The organism is Paraburkholderia sp. J7, from assembly GCF_905220155.1.
GTDB lineage: Bacteria > Pseudomonadota > Gammaproteobacteria > Burkholderiales > Burkholderiaceae > Paraburkholderia.
Genome location: NZ_CAJMYZ010000036.1, coordinates 17,083 through 33,260 on the forward strand (window position 1 = coordinate 17,083; position 16,178 = coordinate 33,260).

15 protein-coding genes and 1 tRNA gene are annotated in these 16,178 nt (G+C 64.4%); 10 read left to right on the plus strand and 6 right to left on the minus strand.

Features of this window, described 5'->3' with window-relative positions; translation table 11 throughout:
• Positions 1–4: 4 nt before the first annotated feature.
• Positions 5–316, minus strand: coding sequence for a 50S ribosomal protein L21 (gene rplU, locus U5A58_RS37040; protein WP_007180329.1), 312 nt, complete (start codon positions 314–316; stop codon positions 5–7).
• Between the two features lie 291 nt (positions 317–607).
• Between rplU and U5A58_RS37045 the strand changes: the two genes are divergently transcribed.
• The 9 genes from U5A58_RS37045 (at position 608) to U5A58_RS37085 (ending at position 8,573) form a co-directional block, all read left to right on the plus strand.
• Positions 608–1,600, plus strand: coding sequence for a polyprenyl synthetase family protein (locus U5A58_RS37045; protein ID WP_321916763.1), 993 nt, complete (start codon positions 608–610; stop codon positions 1,598–1,600).
• A 37-nt stretch (positions 1,601–1,637) separates the two neighbouring features.
• Positions 1,638–1,714, plus strand: a tRNA-Pro gene (locus U5A58_RS37050).
• Between the two features lie 174 nt (positions 1,715–1,888).
• On the plus strand, positions 1,889–3,208 hold the full coding sequence (locus tag U5A58_RS37055) for an HlyC/CorC family transporter (protein ID WP_321916765.1): 1,320 nt from the start codon (positions 1,889–1,891) through the stop codon (positions 3,206–3,208).
• A 141-nt stretch (positions 3,209–3,349) separates the two neighbouring features.
• Positions 3,350–4,579 (plus strand): GspE/PulE family protein, encoded by a 1,230-nt coding sequence (locus U5A58_RS37060; RefSeq protein ID WP_321965081.1) that lies wholly within the window; start codon positions 3,350–3,352, stop codon positions 4,577–4,579.
• Positions 4,576–5,805, plus strand: a complete 1,230-nt coding sequence (locus U5A58_RS37065) for a type II secretion system F family protein (protein ID WP_321965062.1) — start codon at positions 4,576–4,578, stop codon at positions 5,803–5,805. Before U5A58_RS37060 ends, U5A58_RS37065 begins: the two co-directional genes overlap by 4 nt.
• 28 nt (positions 5,806–5,833) lie before the next feature.
• Positions 5,834–6,751: an A24 family peptidase gene (locus tag U5A58_RS37070; RefSeq protein WP_321965063.1), complete on the plus strand. Its 918-nt coding sequence runs from the start codon at positions 5,834–5,836 to the stop codon at positions 6,749–6,751.
• A 4-nt stretch (positions 6,752–6,755) separates the two neighbouring features.
• Positions 6,756–7,376 carry a dephospho-CoA kinase gene (coaE, locus tag U5A58_RS37075; RefSeq protein ID WP_321965064.1) on the plus strand — a complete coding sequence of 207 codons (621 nt, stop codon included), beginning with the start codon at positions 6,756–6,758 and terminating at the stop codon, positions 7,374–7,376.
• Between the two features lie 185 nt (positions 7,377–7,561).
• Positions 7,562–8,317 (plus strand): cell division protein ZapD, encoded by a 756-nt coding sequence (gene zapD, locus U5A58_RS37080; RefSeq protein WP_028207804.1) that lies wholly within the window; start codon positions 7,562–7,564, stop codon positions 8,315–8,317.
• 61 nt (positions 8,318–8,378) lie between these two features.
• Positions 8,379–8,573: a DNA gyrase inhibitor YacG gene (locus tag U5A58_RS37085; RefSeq protein WP_069268498.1), complete on the plus strand. Its 195-nt coding sequence runs from the start codon at positions 8,379–8,381 to the stop codon at positions 8,571–8,573.
• An 83-nt stretch (positions 8,574–8,656) separates the two neighbouring features.
• Here the strand turns inward: U5A58_RS37085 and mutT are convergent, their stop codons facing one another.
• The 4 genes from mutT to secA form a co-directional block, all read right to left on the minus strand.
• Positions 8,657–9,088: an 8-oxo-dGTP diphosphatase MutT gene (mutT, locus tag U5A58_RS37090; protein ID WP_321965065.1), complete on the minus strand. Its 432-nt coding sequence runs from the start codon at positions 9,086–9,088 to the stop codon at positions 8,657–8,659.
• Positions 9,085–9,957: an ATP-binding protein gene (locus U5A58_RS37095; protein ID WP_321965066.1), complete on the minus strand. Its 873-nt coding sequence runs from the start codon at positions 9,955–9,957 to the stop codon at positions 9,085–9,087. Before U5A58_RS37095 ends, mutT begins: the two co-directional genes overlap by 4 nt.
• Positions 9,958–10,012: 55 nt before the next feature.
• Positions 10,013–11,254, minus strand: a complete 1,242-nt coding sequence (gene argJ / locus U5A58_RS37100) for a bifunctional glutamate N-acetyltransferase/amino-acid acetyltransferase ArgJ (RefSeq protein WP_321965067.1) — start codon at positions 11,252–11,254, stop codon at positions 10,013–10,015.
• A gap of 118 nt (positions 11,255–11,372) precedes the next feature.
• Positions 11,373–14,177, minus strand: coding sequence for a preprotein translocase subunit SecA (secA, locus tag U5A58_RS37105; protein ID WP_321965068.1), 2,805 nt, complete (start codon positions 14,175–14,177; stop codon positions 11,373–11,375).
• A gap of 362 nt (positions 14,178–14,539) precedes the next feature.
• Between secA and U5A58_RS37110 the strand changes: the two genes are divergently transcribed.
• Positions 14,540–15,013, plus strand: coding sequence for a DciA family protein (locus U5A58_RS37110; RefSeq protein WP_321965069.1), 474 nt, complete (start codon positions 14,540–14,542; stop codon positions 15,011–15,013).
• Positions 15,014–15,128: 115 nt separating this feature from the next.
• On the opposite strand, the gene lpxC is transcribed toward U5A58_RS37110, so the two are convergent.
• A complete protein-coding gene (gene lpxC / locus U5A58_RS37115; RefSeq protein WP_028207797.1) occupies positions 15,129–16,046 on the minus strand; it encodes a UDP-3-O-acyl-N-acetylglucosamine deacetylase in 918 nt (305 codons plus the stop codon).
• Between the last annotated feature and the right edge of the window lie 132 nt (positions 16,047–16,178).

The following is a 16,178-nucleotide window of genomic DNA, read 5'->3' on the forward strand; positions in this document are numbered from 1 at the left end:
GCGCTTACGCGTTGATCGCGTCGATGCGCAGTTCGGTGTAGTTCTGGCGGTGGCCGCCATGCTTCTGGTAGTGCTTCCGGCGACGCATCTTGAAGATGGTCACTTTGGCGTGTCGGCCTTGCGACACAACGGTGGCCTTGACGGAAGCCCCACTGACCAGCGGCGTACCGAACTTAATCGATTCGCCTTCGCCCACTGCGAGAACCTGGTCGAGCGTGATTTCTGCGTCAATGTCAGCCGGTATCTGTTCTACTTTAAGTTTTTCGCCAACGGCAACTTTGTATTGCTTGCCGCCGGTTTTTATGACCGCGTACATTGAGAACCTCACTCTGAGTAATCTTTTCAGGCACACTGCGCGCCCGAAACCTTAGATTATACATAGAGTTAGCTGCGCGGTCAAAAGACATGCGAGTCCGTTGCGCTGATGCGCGAGGGCGCCTGGGGGTCGCCAGACAGGCCCGCGGCTGTCCGATCGGCATAGCGCCAACATCCATGCGCCCGCCCGGGCCGCGTGAAAATAGAGGGAGCCATCAGCCGGACGGCAGCGGAGCGTCCGGCATGCCGTCGATTCGCCTTATAATCCGCGGCACTACCCATATTTGCCATCATGTCGTCCACCGCCACCCCATCCCCCAGCGCAGCCACCCTGCTCGCCCCCATCGCCAGTGACATGGAGCAGGTGAATCGTGTCATCCGGCAAAGCCTGGCGTCCGAGGTGATGCTGATCAACCAGATCTCCGAGTACATCATCGGCGCGGGCGGCAAGCGGCTGCGTCCGGCGCTCCTGCTGATGGTGGCCGGCGCGCTCGGCGACGTCGGCACGCAGCGTCATGTGCTCGCGGCGGTCGTCGAGTTCATTCACACGGCTACGCTCCTGCACGACGATGTCGTCGACGAATCGGACCTGCGGCGCGGCCGCCAGACGGCCAATGCCCTTTTCGGCAACGCCGCCAGCGTGCTGGTGGGCGACTACCTGTACTCGCGCTCGTTCGAGATGATGGTGGGCGTCGGCAAGATGCGCGTGATGGAAATTCTTTCGGCGGCCACGACGATCATCTCCGAGGGTGAAGTCCTGCAGCTCCTGAACATGCACGACGCCGACGTGGACACCGACCGCTACATGCAGGTGATCCGCTACAAGACCGCCAAGCTTTTCGAAGCCGCGGCGCAGCTTGGCGCGGTGCTTTCGGGGGCGGATGCTCGCACCGAGGAGGCCGCGGCCGAATACGGGCGGCGCATCGGCACGGCATTCCAGATCATGGACGATTGGCTCGACTACACGGGCACGCCTGAATCGATGGGCAAGAACGCCGGCGACGACCTGCGCGAAGGCAAGCCCACGTTGCCGCTCATCTGGCTGATCGAACACGGCACGGCGGCGGAAGCCGCACTTGCACGCGAAGCGATCGAGCAAGGCGGCACGACGCGCTTCGACGAAATCTTCGCGGCAATTACCCGCTCGGGCGCGCTCGAACACACGCTGCAATGCGCGCGCGCCGAGGCGCAGGCTGCCGCCGATGCGATTTCAGCGTTCCCCCCTTCCATTTACAAAGATAGCCTGCTAGAATTATGTTCTTACTCGACGACGCGCCAGTCTTGAAACAGACGAAGCGGGTTGTGGAGTCCAGCAGTAAATTCGGGGTGTAGCTTAGCCTGGTAGAGCGCTACGTTCGGGACGTAGAGGCCGGAGGTTCGAATCCTCTCACCCCGACCAGAATTCAAAAAAAACCGCGCATGCAATGCGCGGTTTTTTTTCGTCTGTACCTCCTGTGTGCCGGGCCACGCGGGGGCGCGGCGGCCACGGCCTTGTCCGATCGGCCAGTGGCCCTGGAAGTGCGGAACCCCTCTGTTATAGTTTCCCCATCCGCCCCCCTCATTTTCTCGACGCGTGGACCACCTTCCCTTATGGGCGCAGATTTGCGCCGTCTTCGTCCTGCTCATCTGCTCCAGCTTTTTCTCCATCTCCGAAACGGCGATGATGGCGCTCAATCGCCATCGGCTCAAATACCTCGCCAATCACGGCACGCTCGGCGCGAAGACCACCCAGAAGCTGCTCGCGCGCACCGACCTGCTGCTTTCGGTCATCCTGATCGGCAACAATCTGTTCAACACCATCATCCCGGTGCTGACGACTTCGATCGCACTGCACACGTTCGGTCACGACAATCTCGTGCTCTCGGTCGCAACGGGCATCGTCGCGTTTCTCATCATCGTGTTCGCGGAAATCACGCCGAAGATTGTGGGCGCAACGTTCCCCGAGAAAATCGCGCTGCCCGCAAGCCTGTTGATCGCGCCGCTCATGCGTGTGACGAAGCCGCTCATCTGGTTCGTCAACATGTTCGCAAACGGCATTTTGCGCGTCCTGCACATCAATACGCACAAGGCACACGACCAGCGGCTCTCCACCGAGGAGTTGCGCACCATCGTGCTCGAATCGGGCAGCTTCATGCCGACCAAGCACCGCAGCATCTTGCTGAACCTGTTCGATCTGGAGAACATCACCGTCGACGACGTGATGATTCCGCGCCGGCGCATCGAGGCGCTCGACTACGACGCTCCTCTCGAAGATATCCTGCATCAGCTCGAGACCTGCTATCACAACAAGCTGATCGTCTATCAAGGCGACATCGACCGTGTACTCGGCGTGCTGCATGTGCGCAAGACGCTGGCCGCGCTGCATAACCAGGAGTTCGAGCGCGAGACCTTGCGCGAACTGCTCGCCGAGCCGTATTTCGTGCCTACGGGCACACCAGGGTTCCAGCAACTTCAGTACTTCCAGGAAAGCCGTCATCGCATCGCGCTCGTCGTGAACGAGTACGGCGAGATGGAAGGGCTCGTGACGCCCGAAGACATCATCGAGGAGTTGATCGGCGAATTCACCACGTCGATGCCGCGCAGCGGCACCGGGCGCGGCGGCTGGAACGAAGAAGGCGAATGCATCGTGCCGGGCAGCATGCCTTTGCGCGAACTCAATCGCTGGCTTCACATCAAGCTGCCCACCGACGGTCCCAAGACGCTCAACGGCTTGATTCTCGAAGTGCTCGAAGAGATTCCCGAGGGCGACGTGTGCCTGCAGATCGGCGACGTGAAGCTCGAAGTGCTGCGCAGCGACGACCAGGCTGTGCGCACGGTCAAGCTCTTCAAGCCAGGCGCCAAAGCACGCCCGAGCACGCTGCAAAAGGCGAAGAAGCTGCTTCCGGGACGTTAGCCGTTCGGCCAGGTGGCGGCGCAGTGCCCCGCACGCCATGATGAAAGCGTCATTTGTTCGAGGCGGCTTCGCGCTGGCATGTCGATGCTTTCTACTCCTTATCGTGCGCGCCCTTTCGCCCCCATGCCTGCCGAAGGCGGCATGGGCGGCGGGGCAACGGCACGCGCACCCGCGCCTATTTCTGCACCGCAGCTCGACGACGCCCCGGCCGTTCGCCTGCTCTCCGAGACGCTGCGCGAAGCCACACGGCGCAACGCCTCGGATCTGCACATCGAGCCAATGGAACACGGCTGGCGCGTGCGTCTGCGCATCGACGGCGTGCTGCATGAATTGGCGAGGCCGCCCGCGCATCTGCGCGATGCCTTCGTCACACGCATCAAGGTGCTCGCACGCATGGACATCGCCGAGCGGCGCATTCCGCAGGACGGCAGGCTGCGGCTCGCGGCCTCCACGACGTCGCAAGCCGCCGAGGACTATCGCGTGAATTCGCTGCCCACGCTTCACGGCGAAAAGCTCGTGTTGCGCAGGCTCGAAGCGCTACCCGCGGACCTCACCCTTGCCGAACTCGGGCTCGACGAAGCGCAACAGTGCACGCTTGCCGATGCGATCAGCGCGCCGCATGGTCTCGTGCTCGTCACGGGGCCCACGGGCAGCGGCAAGACGCTCTCGCTCTACTGCTTCCTGCAGAGACTCAACGGCACGGCACGCAATCTCTGCTCGGTGGAAGACCCCGCCGAAATCCAGCTCGCGGGCATCAATCAGGTCAACGTGCGCGAGAAGGCCGGGCTCACTTTTGCGGTGGCACTGCGCGCGCTGCTGCGCCAGGACCCGGACGTCATCATGATCGGCGAAATTCGCGACGAAGAAACCGCCAGCGTCGCCGTGAAGGCCGCGCAGACCGGCCATCTCGTGCTCTCGACCGTGCACACGAACGACGCGAGCGCGGCCTGCGCACGGCTCGTCGACATCGGTGTCGAGCCGTACAACCTGGCGGGCTCGCTGCGGCTCGTCACGGCGCAACGTCTCGTGCGGCGGTTATGTCCACAATGCCGCGTGCGCGGCGAAGCTTCGCAGGCGGTGCTCGTCGCGGCGGGACTGAGCACGCAAGAGAGTGACATTGCGCAACCTTATGTTGCGCGCGGCTGCGAAGCTTGCCACGGCATTGGCTATCGCGGCCGCGTGGGCATACACGAAGTCTTGCCGATATCAGAGGCCATACGTGACCTGATCGTCGCCGGGCGCGGCGCTCACGAAATCGCTCGCGAAGCACGCACAAACGGTGTGGCGACCTTGCGCGAAGCGGCGCTCGCCCGCGTGCGCGACGGCACCACGAGCCTGGCCGAAGCGCTCGCCGCAACGGAAGCGTCATGAGCACCCTGGGCACCACGCGCGCCCATCGCGGTCCATCCGAGTGGCGCTTCGCGTGGCGCGGTCTCGATGCGTCGGGCACCGCGAAACGCGGCACGATGATCGCGCTCGACGCCGCCGCTGTGCGCCTCGCACTCAAGCGCGAACGCATCACCGTGCTCGCCATCGAGCGCAAGTCGAGCGCAGGCGCGCCCAAGGCAAGCCACGCGGACGTCACCCGCTTTACGCGTCAACTCGCGAGCCTCCTGCGCGCCGGCCTGCCGCTCGTGAACGCGCTCGACCTGCTCGCACTCTCACCGGGGCCGCACGGCATGCCGCGTATTGCCGCTGCGCTCGCGCGCGATATCGCCGGCGGCCTGCGTTTTGCCGACTCGCTCGCTCAGCACCCCGCGCGCTTCAACGCGCTCTATTGCCAGCTCGTCGCCGTTGGCGAAGCCTCGGGTGCGCTCGCAGACGTACTCGGGCGTCTCGCCGACGACCGCGAGCGCGCCGCCGCGCAGCGCGCCAAAGTACGCGCGGCGCTCACCTACCCCGTCGCGGTGCTGCTGCTCGCGTTCGTCATTACCGCGGCGCTGCTGGTCTGGGTCGTGCCCACGTTCAAGCAGATCTTCGACGGCTTCGGCGCCGCACTTCCCGCGCCCACGCAGTTCGTGCTGATGCTCTCGGCGAGTGCCGCACGTTGGAGCGTGCCGGCCGCCGTCGCTGCCGCGACCGGCGCGCTCGCCCTGCAAGCGTGCTTACGCCGCTCGGAAGCCGCGCGCATCGCGTTCGGACGAACGATGCTGAAGCTCCCGCTTTGCGGCGCACTGCTCACCACGCTGTGCGCCGCCCGCTGGAGCCGTGCGCTCGGTACGCTGCTCGCCGCCGGCACACCGCTCGCCGACGCCTTCGATTCGCTCGCACACGCGAGCGGCAACGCATTCTTCGATCGCGCGAGCGCGGGCATCAGCGAGCGCCTGCGGCACGGCGAGCGGCTCGCCGCCGCCATGCGCGCGGCGGGATGCTTTCCCGTCGACGTGGTTCAGCCCGTTGCAGTCGCGGAAGAGTCGGGCGCGCTCGACGCCATGCTGCTCGATGTGGCCTCACTCGCCGACCGTCAGGTCGACGAAAAGATCGCGCTCGTGTCGAGTCTGTGCGAGCCACTCGTGATTGTCGTGCTGGGTGCGCTGGTCGGTGGCCTCGTCGTGGCGATGTATCTTCCCATCATTCAACTGGGCAACGTGGTGTAGCATCGCTGCCAGACTCCGGTTCCGTCTCATGCCCGTCCAACTTCTTTCCGCGCCCGACACCGCAACGCCGCTCGCCGCCGCTCTCGCCGGCCTGCCCTTCGGCGTGCTCATGGGCTTCACCATCGCATTCGGGCTCGTCATCGGCAGCTTTCTCAACGTGGTCGTGCACCGGCTGCCGATCATGCTGGAGCGCGCGTGGCGCGCCGATGTGGCGGAAGCCACCGGCACACCCGGCCCGCTCTTCGAAGAAGACGGGCTGCCCGCGCGCTACAACCTCTGGCTCCCGCGCAGCGCGTGCCCGCACTGCGGCCACGTCTTGCGCGCCTGGGAAAACATTCCCGTGATCAGCTGGGTCGCGCTGCGCGGGCGCTGCTCGCACTGTCATGCGCGCGTGAGCATGCGCTATCCGGTCATTGAAATCGCGAGCGCGGCTTGCGCAGCCGGCGCGTTGCTCGCCTTCGGGCCCACTGGCAAGGCGCTCGCCGCCTTCGTGCTGTGCGCCGCGCTCATCGCGGCGAGCGCCATCGACCTCGAACACCAGATGCTGCACGACGAGATCACGCAGCCGCTGTTGTGGGCCGGGCTGCTGGTCAACTTTGCGGGCACCTTCGTCACACTGCGCGAAGCCGTGATTGGTGCGGTCGCGGGCTATCTGGCGCTCTGGTGCGTCTATTGGGTCTTCAAGCTGTTGCGTGGCGTAGAAGGCATGGGCCACGGTGACTTCAAACTGCTCGCCGCGATCGGCGCATGGCTCGGCTGGAGCGCGCTGCCGCAAATCGTCGTGATCGCAGCCGTAGCCGGCGCGCTCGTCGGCATCATCGCTACGTTGACGGGACGCATGCGCTACGAGGAGCCGCTGCCGTTCGGCCCGTATCTGGCCGCAGGCGCGCTCGTCACGTTGTTTGCCGGCACACCGCTGTATGGCGTATTTGCGTGGGGGAACTGATCAAATGTTCGCGGTCGGATTGACAGGTGGCATCGGCAGCGGCAAGTCCACCGTTGCGGATTGCTTTGCCGCGCGCGGCGTGACGATCGTCGACACCGATCTCATCGCGCATCGCATTACCGCGCCACATGGCGTCGCGATGGCGCAGATCGCCGCTGAATTCGGGGCTGAATTCGTCGCGCCGGACGGCTCGATGGACCGCGCGCGCATGCGCACACTCGTATTCGGCGACGAAGCCGCGCGCAAGCGGCTCGAGGCCATCACGCACCCGTTGATCCGCTCCGAGACAGAACGCGAAACGCGAGAGGCGAGCGGCCCTTACGTGATCGTGGTCGTGCCCCTGCTCGTGGAGTCGGGCACCTGGAAGACACGTGTCGATCGCGTGCTTACCGTCGATTGCAGCGTGGAAACCCAGATCGCCCGCGTCATGCGCCGCAATGCATTTACGCGCGAGCAGGTGCTCGCGATCATCGCGCGGCAAGCCACGCGCGAGGCACGCCTCGCGGCCGCCGACAATGTGGTGGTGAACGACAACGGGTCCACGCTCGAAACACTCGCCCAGGACGTCGACGCATTGCATCAGACGTATCTCAAGCTCGCTGCCGCAAAGGCCAGTCAAACTTAAAGCGCGCCACCTGCGCGCAGGAAACTCACGCTCGCCACGCCAGTCGAAACGCATCGCGGGACAATGCTCAGGGCAAATTAGCGGGACATATCGGCAAAGGGCCGAGCCGGCGCGATTGCGACCGTAGTCCCACGGCATTAGAATGTCCTGCAATCCGTCACCTACCACGCCCGAGGCGAGCGCGCTTGATTCTTTACGAGTATCCCTTCAACGAGCGAATCCGAACGCTGCTGCGCCTCGAAGACCTGTTCGAGCGCTTCACGTTTTTCCTGACCCAGGAGGATCCGAGGGAACATCACGTCGCGCTCACGACGCTCTTCGAAATCGCCGAAGTCGCAGGCCGTGCCGACCTGAAGTCGGACCTCATGAAGGAACTCGAGCGGCAGCGCCAAACGCTTGCGCCGTTCCGCGGCAATCCCGGCATCGAGCAGAATGCGCTCGAAACCGTGCTGGGCGAAATCGAGCAAACGCTGGCCGGCCTCACGCAGATGCAAGGCAAAACAGGCCAGCATTTGATGGACAACGAGTGGCTCACGAGCATCCGCAGCCGCGCGATCATTCCCGGCGGCACCTGCAAGTTCGATCTGCCGTCGTATTACGCGTGGCAGCAACTACATCCCGATCAACGCCGTCAGGACATCGCGAAGTGGGTCACGCCGCTGCTGCCGCTGCGCGACGCCGCCGCCATCGTGCTGCGCCTCGCGCGCGAGTCGGGCCAGGCGTCGAAAGTGATGGCCATGCAGGGCAGCTATCAGCAAATGCTGTCGGGCCGTGCGTATCAGCTCATGCAAGTGCGCGTGGCACCGGAGCTGCGCATGATTCCCGAAGCGAGCGCCAACAAGTACATGCTGTGGGTGCGCTTCACCGTGCAGGACGGCGATCTGCGTCCGCGCGCCGTCGATCAGGACGTGCCGTTCCAGCTCACGCTCTGCAGCCTGTGAATCAGCCTGTGAAGCCGAAAGCCTCGCCACGCCAGACACAACGCAACCCAAGTTCTATCGCATGACCACTGTCGTCAAATGTCCGAGCTGCGGCAAGGAAGTCCGCTGGGTACCGGAAAACCGCTTCAGGCCTTTCTGCTCCGAACGCTGCAAGCAGATGGATCTCGGCGCATGGGCGGCCGAAAAGTACCGCATCGGCGGCGCCGACGACGAAACGCCGCCCGAAGACGCGCCGCCCACGGATACGCGTCAATAAGCGAAGCGACGCGCGCACCAAACGAAAAAGGCCGCTGTGCATCACGCACAGCGGCCTTTTGCATCGTAGCGGCCCGGAAGGTGTTACTCGGCAGCCAGCCAGTCCAGCACGGGAATCGTCGCGGGCAAGAGCGGCTCGACGCTCGCCGGCAACGACTGCCAGACAAACGCCTGACCTTCGCGGCCATGCGGCTCGCCAGTCCACTCCGTCACCTTGCAGAAGAAGAGCCGCACATAGGCGTGCGGGTAATCGTGCTCAAGCGTGTGCCACAGGTGGCACGCCTTCACGTCGATGCCCAGTTCCTCATGCAGTTCGCGCGCAAGCGCGGCTTCGACCGTCTCGCCCGCTTCCAGCTTGCCGCCCGGGAACTCCCAGTAGCCTGCGTACGGTTTGCCTTCGGGGCGCTGCGCGAGCAGATAGCGGCCATCGGGCTGCACCAGCACGCCCACCGCGACTTCCGTCACCGGGCGTGCGTTTGCGGACGCGTCCTTCGCGGCGTTGCCTTCTGCGCTCATGCCTCTTGCGCCTTCTTGCCCGACCAGTCGCGCGCGAACTGCCATGCCACGCGGCCCGAACGCGAGCCGCGCTCCAGCGCCCAGACGAGCGCGTCGCCGCGCGCCGATTCGACTTCGGCGTCGTCGCAGCCGAAATGGCGCAGCCAGTGGCCGACGATCGTCAGATAGTCGTCCTGCTTGAACGGATAGAAGCTCACCCAAAGGCCAAATCGCTCGGAAAGCGAAATCTTCTCTTCCACCACTTCGCCCGGATGAATCTCGCCGTCGGGCATGTGCTTGTACGTCTCGTTGTCGCTCATGTACTCGGGCAGCAAATGGCGGCGGTTCGAGGTCGCATAAATGAGCACGTTGTCCGACTGGGCGGCCACCGAGCCGTCCAGCGCCACCTTCAGCGCCTTGTAGCCCGATTCGCCTTCCTCGAACGAGAGGTCATCGCAGAACACGATGAAGCGCTCGGGGCGCGTCGAGATCAGATCGACGATATCACCGAGGTCATGCAGATCGTCCTTGTCGACTTCGATCAGGCGCAGGCCGTCCTTCGCGTACGCGTTCAGGCAGGCCTTGATCAGCGACGACTTGCCGGTGCCGCGCGCGCCGGTGAGCAGCACGTTGTTCGCCGGCTTCTTCTGCACGAACTGGCGCGTGTTGCGGTCGATCAGATCTTTCTGTCGGTCGATGTTCTGCAGGTCGTCGAGCGAGATCAGCGAGATCGCGGGCACCGGCTGCAGGAAGCCGCGGCCCTGGCGCTTGCGCCAGCGAAACGCAACAGCCGTGTTCCAGTCGACATCGGGTGCCGACGGCGGCAGCACGGCTTCGAGGCGGCCGAGCAGCGCTTCCGCGCGGGTCAGAAACTGTTCGAGCTTGTCCATGTGATAGAGGCGTGAATCAGGAGCAGCAGTTAGGAACCGCAGTTAGGAACCGCAGTTAGGAACGATAGTCGGCGTTGATGCTCACGTAGTCGTGCGAGAGGTCGCAGGTCCAGATCGTGGCCTGCGCGTCGCCGCGGCCGAGCAGCACGCGAATCAGGATTTCGCTCTTCTTCATGACGCGCTGGCCGTCCTCTTCGCGGTACGCCGGGTTACGGCCGCCCGCCTTGGCGACGAGCACGTCGTCGAGATAGAGATCGATCTTGTCGACGTCGAGGTCAGTCACGCCCGCGTAGCCGATCGCGGCGAGAATACGGCCGAGGTTCGGGTCCGAGGCGTAGAACGCCGTCTTTACGAGCGGCGAATGGCCGATTGCGTAGGCGATCTGACGGCACTCCGCCACGTCCTTGCCGCCTTCCACCTGCACGGTCATGAACTTGGTCGCGCCTTCGCCGTCGCGCACGATCAGTTGCGAGAGTTCCTGGGCGACGGCCGTCACGGCGTCGCGCAGCGCGGCGTAGGCGGGCGCGTCCGTCGACGTGATCGCGGGCAGGCTCGACTTGCCCGAGGCGATCATGATGAACGAGTCGTTGGTCGAAGTATCGCCGTCGATCGTGACGCAGTTGAACGAGCGGTCGGCCACGTACTTCACGAGCTCGTCGAGCACGGGCTGCGCGACGTTCGCGTCGAAGGCGAGGAAGCCGAGCATGGTCGCCATGTTCGGCTTGATCATGCCCGCGCCCTTGCTGATGCCCGTGAACGTGATTGTGTGCCCGTCGATCGCGACCTGGCGCGACACGGCCTTCGGCAGCGTGTCGGTCGTCATGATCGCCTGCGCGGCGTCGTACCAGTTTGCGGCCTTGCGGTTCTCCAGCGCGGCGGGCAGGCCCGCCTTCAGACGGTCGATGGGCAGCGGCTCGAGAATCACGCCCGTCGAGAACGGCAGCACCTGCGAGGACTCGAGGCCCGCGAGGCGCGCGAGTTCATCGCAGGTCTCGCGCGCGTGCTTCATGCCCGGCTCGCCGGTGCCGGCGTTCGCGTTGCCGGTGTTCACGACCAGCGCGCGGATACCCTTGCCGCCCGCGCGCACCTTCGCGAGATGCTCGCGGCACACCGTCACCGGCGCGGCGCAGAAGCGGTTCAGCGTGAACACGCCGGCCACGCTCGCGCCTTCGTCGACGGAAATCACCAGCATGTCCTTGCGATTGGGCTTGCGGATGTTGGCTTCCGCCCAGCCGAGCGTCACGCCGGCGACCGGATGAAGTTGAGCGGGATCAATCGAGGGGAAATTGACAGCCATGATGGCGACCTGTCGAAAAGGCGATGCCGGCCAAGGCGCTGGGGCCTGGCCGGCATCGGGATTCAAAACGCAAGGCCCGCCTGAAGGAAGCGGGCCACCGGAATCTATTAAGCCTGCGTCACGCGATCTTGCCGTGACACTGCTTGTACTTCTTGCCGCTGCCGCACGGGCACGGATCGTTGCGGCCCACCTTGGGCAGCTCGCTGCCCACCGGCGGCGTATGGCTCATGGCCGCGCCCACCATGGCGGCGGCGGCGTCGGCGGCCACCGGTGCGGCACCCGCGGGGGCCGATGCTGTGTCGGCTTCGGCGAATTCGGCATGGCGGAACTCGACGTTCTCGACGTGATGGCCCTGCTCTTCGATCTGCTCGGCCGCCTGTTCGAGCTGCTCCGGCGACTGGATCTGCACGTTCATCACGATACGCGTGACTTCGAGCTTCACGGCTTCGAGCATGGCGGCGAACAGTTCGAACGCCTCGCGCTTGTACTCCTGCTTCGGGTTCTTCTGCGCATAGCCGCGCAGATGGATGCCCTGGCGCAGGTGGTCGAGCGCCGCGAGGTGTTCGCGCCAGCTGCGGTCGAGCGTCTGCAGCATGACCGAGCGCTCGAACGCGCTGAACGATTCGCGGCCCACGAGCCCGACCTTCTGCTCGTACGCTTCGTCGCCGGCGGCCTGCACCGCTTCGAGAATCTCATCGGCGTCGATCGACGACGACTCGTTGATCATCTCCTGGATCGCGAGGTCGAGCTGCCATTCGTTGCGCAGCACTTCTTCGAGCTCGGGCACGTCCCACTGCTCTTCGATACTGCCGTGCGGCACGAACTGGCGCACGATGTCGGTGATCACACCATGACGCATCGCGCCGATCGTTTCGGTGATGTCATGCGCTTCGAGCAGTTCGTTGCGCTGCTGGTAGATCACCTTGCGCTGGTCGTTCGACACGTCGTCGTATTCGAGCAGCTGCTTGCGGATGTCGAAGTTGCGCGCTTCGACCTTGCGCTGCGCCGACTCGATCGAACGCGTGACGATGCCCGCCTCGATCGCCTCGCCTTCCGGCATCTTCAGGCGGTCCATGATCGCGCGCACGCGGTCGCCCGCGAAAATGCGCAGCAGCGGGTCTTCGAGCGAGAGATAGAAGCGCGACGAACCCGGGTCGCCCTGACGGCCCGCACGGCCGCGCAGCTGGTTGTCGATCCGGCGCGACTCGTGACGCTCGGTGCCGATGATGTGCAGGCCGCCCGCGGCCTTCACCCGATCGTGCAGCGTCTGCCACTCGTCGTTCAGTTGCTGGATGCGGCGCGCCTTTTCGTCGGCGGGAATGGCTTCGTCGGCTTCGATGAACGACGACTGCTTCTCGACGTTGCCGCCGAGCACGATGTCGGTACCGCGGCCCGCCATGTTGGTGGCGATGGTCACGCGCTGCGGACGGCCGGCTTCAGCAACGATCGCGGCTTCACGCGCGTGCTGCTTCGCGTTGAGCACTTCGTGCGGCAGAGCGGCCTTGGTCAGCAGGTTCGAAAGCAGTTCGGAGTTTTCGATCGACGTCGTGCCGACCAGCACCGGCTGGCCACGCTCGTAGCAGTCGCGGATATCGCGAATCACGGCGTCGTAGCGTTCCTTCGCCGTCTTGTAGATCTGGTCCTGCTTGTCGATCCGCTTGGGCGTGCGGTTCGTCGGGATCACGACCGTTTCGAGGCCGTAGATCTCGTTGAATTCGTACGCTTCGGTGTCGGCCGTACCCGTCATGCCCGAGAGCTTCGCGTACATGCGGAAGTAGTTCTGGAACGTGATCGAAGCGAGCGTCTGGTTCTCGCTCTGGATCTTCACGTGCTCCTTCGCTTCCACGGCCTGGTGCAGACCGTCCGACCAGCGGCGGCCGGCCATGAGACGGCCGGTGAATTCGTCGACGATGATGACTTCGCCGTTCTGCACCACGTAGTGCTGGTCCTTGTGGAACAGCGTGTGGGCGCGCAGTGCGGCGTACACGTGGTGCATCAGCGTGATGTTCTGCGGCGCGTAAAGGCTCTCGCCCTGGCCGATCAGGCCCCACTCGGCGAGCATGCGCTCGGCCTTCTCGTGGCCCGATTCGGTCAGGAAGACCTGACGCGCCTTTTCGTCGAGCGTGTAGTCGCCCGGCTTTTCCACGCCCGTGCCGTCGGCCTTCTCTTCGCCGATCTGCTGCTCGAGCAGCGGCGGCAGCGCGTTCATGCGCACGTAGAGTTCGGTGTGGTCTTCGGCCTGGCCCGAGATGATGAGCGGCGTACGCGCTTCGTCGATCAGGATCGAGTCCACCTCGTCGACCACGGCGAAGTTCAGCGCGCGCTGCACGCGCGCCTCGGTCTCGTAGACCATGTTGTCGCGCAGGTAGTCGAAGCCGAACTCGTTGTTCGTACCGTAGGTGATGTCCGCCGCGTAAGCTTCCTGCTTCGTCGCGTGGTCCATCTGCGACAGATTGATGCCGACCGAGAGACCGAGGAAGTTGTAGAGGCGCGCCATCCATTCGGCGTCGCGCTGGGCGAGGTAGTCATTGACCGTCACGACGTGGACGCCGCGGCCCGACAGCGCATTCAGATACACGGGCAGCGTGGCGACGAGCGTCTTGCCTTCGCCGGTGCGCATTTCAGCGATCTTGCCGTAATGCAGCACCATGCCGCCGATCAGCTGCACGTCGAAGTGGCGCATCTTCAGCACGCGCTTGCTCGCCTCGCGGCAAACGGCGAACGCCTCGGGCAGCAGTTCGTCGAGCGAGGTGCCTTTGGCCACGCGCTCGCGGAACTCGACCGTCTTCGCGCGCAGTTGCTCGTCGGTGTACTGCTCGATCTTCGGTTCGAGCGCGTTGATCGCCACGACCGTCTTCTGATATTGCTTGATCAGGCGCTGATTGCGGCTGCCAAAGATTTTCTGTAAGAAACCGGTGGTCATCGGATCGGTGTCTGCGTCGCGGCTTCGGCCGGGATTCCTGAGGGTGGGTTCAGCGGGTTGCGCAACGTCTACCGACGTCGGCACTACGCATCCGGACCGGAGGGACCTCGGCGGCTTTAGCCCAAAATTGGTGGATTCGAATCGGGCATTTTAGCACGCGCCCTCTCACCCGCCTGTGTCAGCGCGAAGACGGCTCTGGCGCGTGCGATGCCCGCACGGACGGCCTTCCCGCCGTGCGGCGAAGGGCCGCGATGCGGCCCTGGCCGAATGGCCTGAAGGCGCTTGGATGAGCGATGCGCAGGCTACAATGACGGCATCGCAGGCAACGAGACGCCGCTTGCGCTCTCCCATCCTTACGCCACATGAGCCGTTTCTCGCCGTTTTCAAGGTCCAGGGCACCACGCGCCCCGCAGCCGCTCGCCGAAGTGCTGAGCCGCACGGACGCGTTCGCGCCACTGCGCGCCGGCGTCGAGCAGATCGCGGCGATCCAGCGCGACCTGAACGCCCTGCTGCCCGACTATCTCGCGGCGAGCGTGGAACCCGGCTTCATCAAGGACGGCACGCTGGCCCTTTTCACTGCGCACAACGCGCTCGCGGCGCGGCTGCGGCATCTGGAGCCGCGGCTCGTGGCCGACCTGCAGGCGCGCGGCTGGGCGTTGAACACCGTGCGCATCCGTGTGCGTCCGCAGGCCGTGAAAGATCCCGCGCCGCCCAAGCAGGCGCGCATGACACCGGCTGGCGCGGCAGCGCTCCAGGCGCTCAGCGAAACGCTCGAGGCCTCGCCGCTGCAAGCGGCCCTCGCGAAGATGGCGGCGCGCCACACCAAAAAGCGCTAATCCGGCGGCCGCAAAATCTTACGAAACTGCGCTCACGGCACTGCACAGCAAAGCGCACAAAAAGAAAAAGGGCAGCTCGAAGCTGCCCTTTTTACTGGCAAAACGCGCCTGAAACTCAGGCGAATGCCGTCTGCGCCTCGTAACCGAAGCCGCGCGGCGCCTTTTGCGGATCGTCGAACGTGACAATCTCGTAGGCGTCCTCATTCGCGAGCAGCTCGCGCAGCAGCGCGTTGTTCAGGCCGTGGCCCGACTTGTACGCGTCGTATGCCGCCAGCAGCGGATGGCCGACCACGTAAAGGTCGCCGATCGCGTCGAGCATCTTGTGCTTCACGAACTCGTCGTCGTAGCGCAGGCCGTCGTTGTTCAAGATGCGGTACTCGTCCAGCACGATCGCGTTGTCCATGCTGCCGCCGCGCGCGAGGCCCAGCTCGCGCATCATCTCGACTTCATGCGCGAAGCCGAACGTGCGGGCGCGCGCGATTTCGCGCACGTACGAGGTATTCGCGAAGTCCACTTCGAGCGCCTGGCCCGTCTTGTCGACGGCCGGGTGGCGGAAGTCAATCGTGAACTTGAGCTTGAAGCCGAAGTAAGGCTCGAGGCGTGCGAACTTGTCGCCGTCGCGGATCTCCACCGGTTTCTTGACCTTGATGAACTTCTTCGGAGCGTTCTGCTCCTCAATACCCGCCGACTGGATCAGGAACACGAACGAAGCCGCGCTGCCGTCCATGATCGGAATTTCTTCGGCGGTCACATCCACATAGAGGTTGTCGATGCCAAGGCCTGCGCAGGCGGACATCAGGTGCTCGATCGTCGAGACACGTGCGCCGTCTTTCTGCAGCACCGAGGCGAGGCGAGTGTCGCCGATCGCCATCGCCGATGCGGGGATGTCAACCGGCGTCGGCAAATCCACGCGCGAAAACACGATGCCCGTGTTCGGCGCCGCCGGACGGAGCGTCAGGTCGACCTTGCGGCCCGAGTGCAGGCCGATGCCGACTGTCTTCACGATTGATTTGATGGTTCGCTGCTTCAACATGGTCTTCTTGCTCATTGAAAATCCCAATCGGGATTTTTTAATTCATAGCACGAATTATACTCCAGTTGCACCGAGTCCGTTGTTTTCACCGGCGTGACAAACTGTTTCCCTGTATTACCCACCAGGGATGGA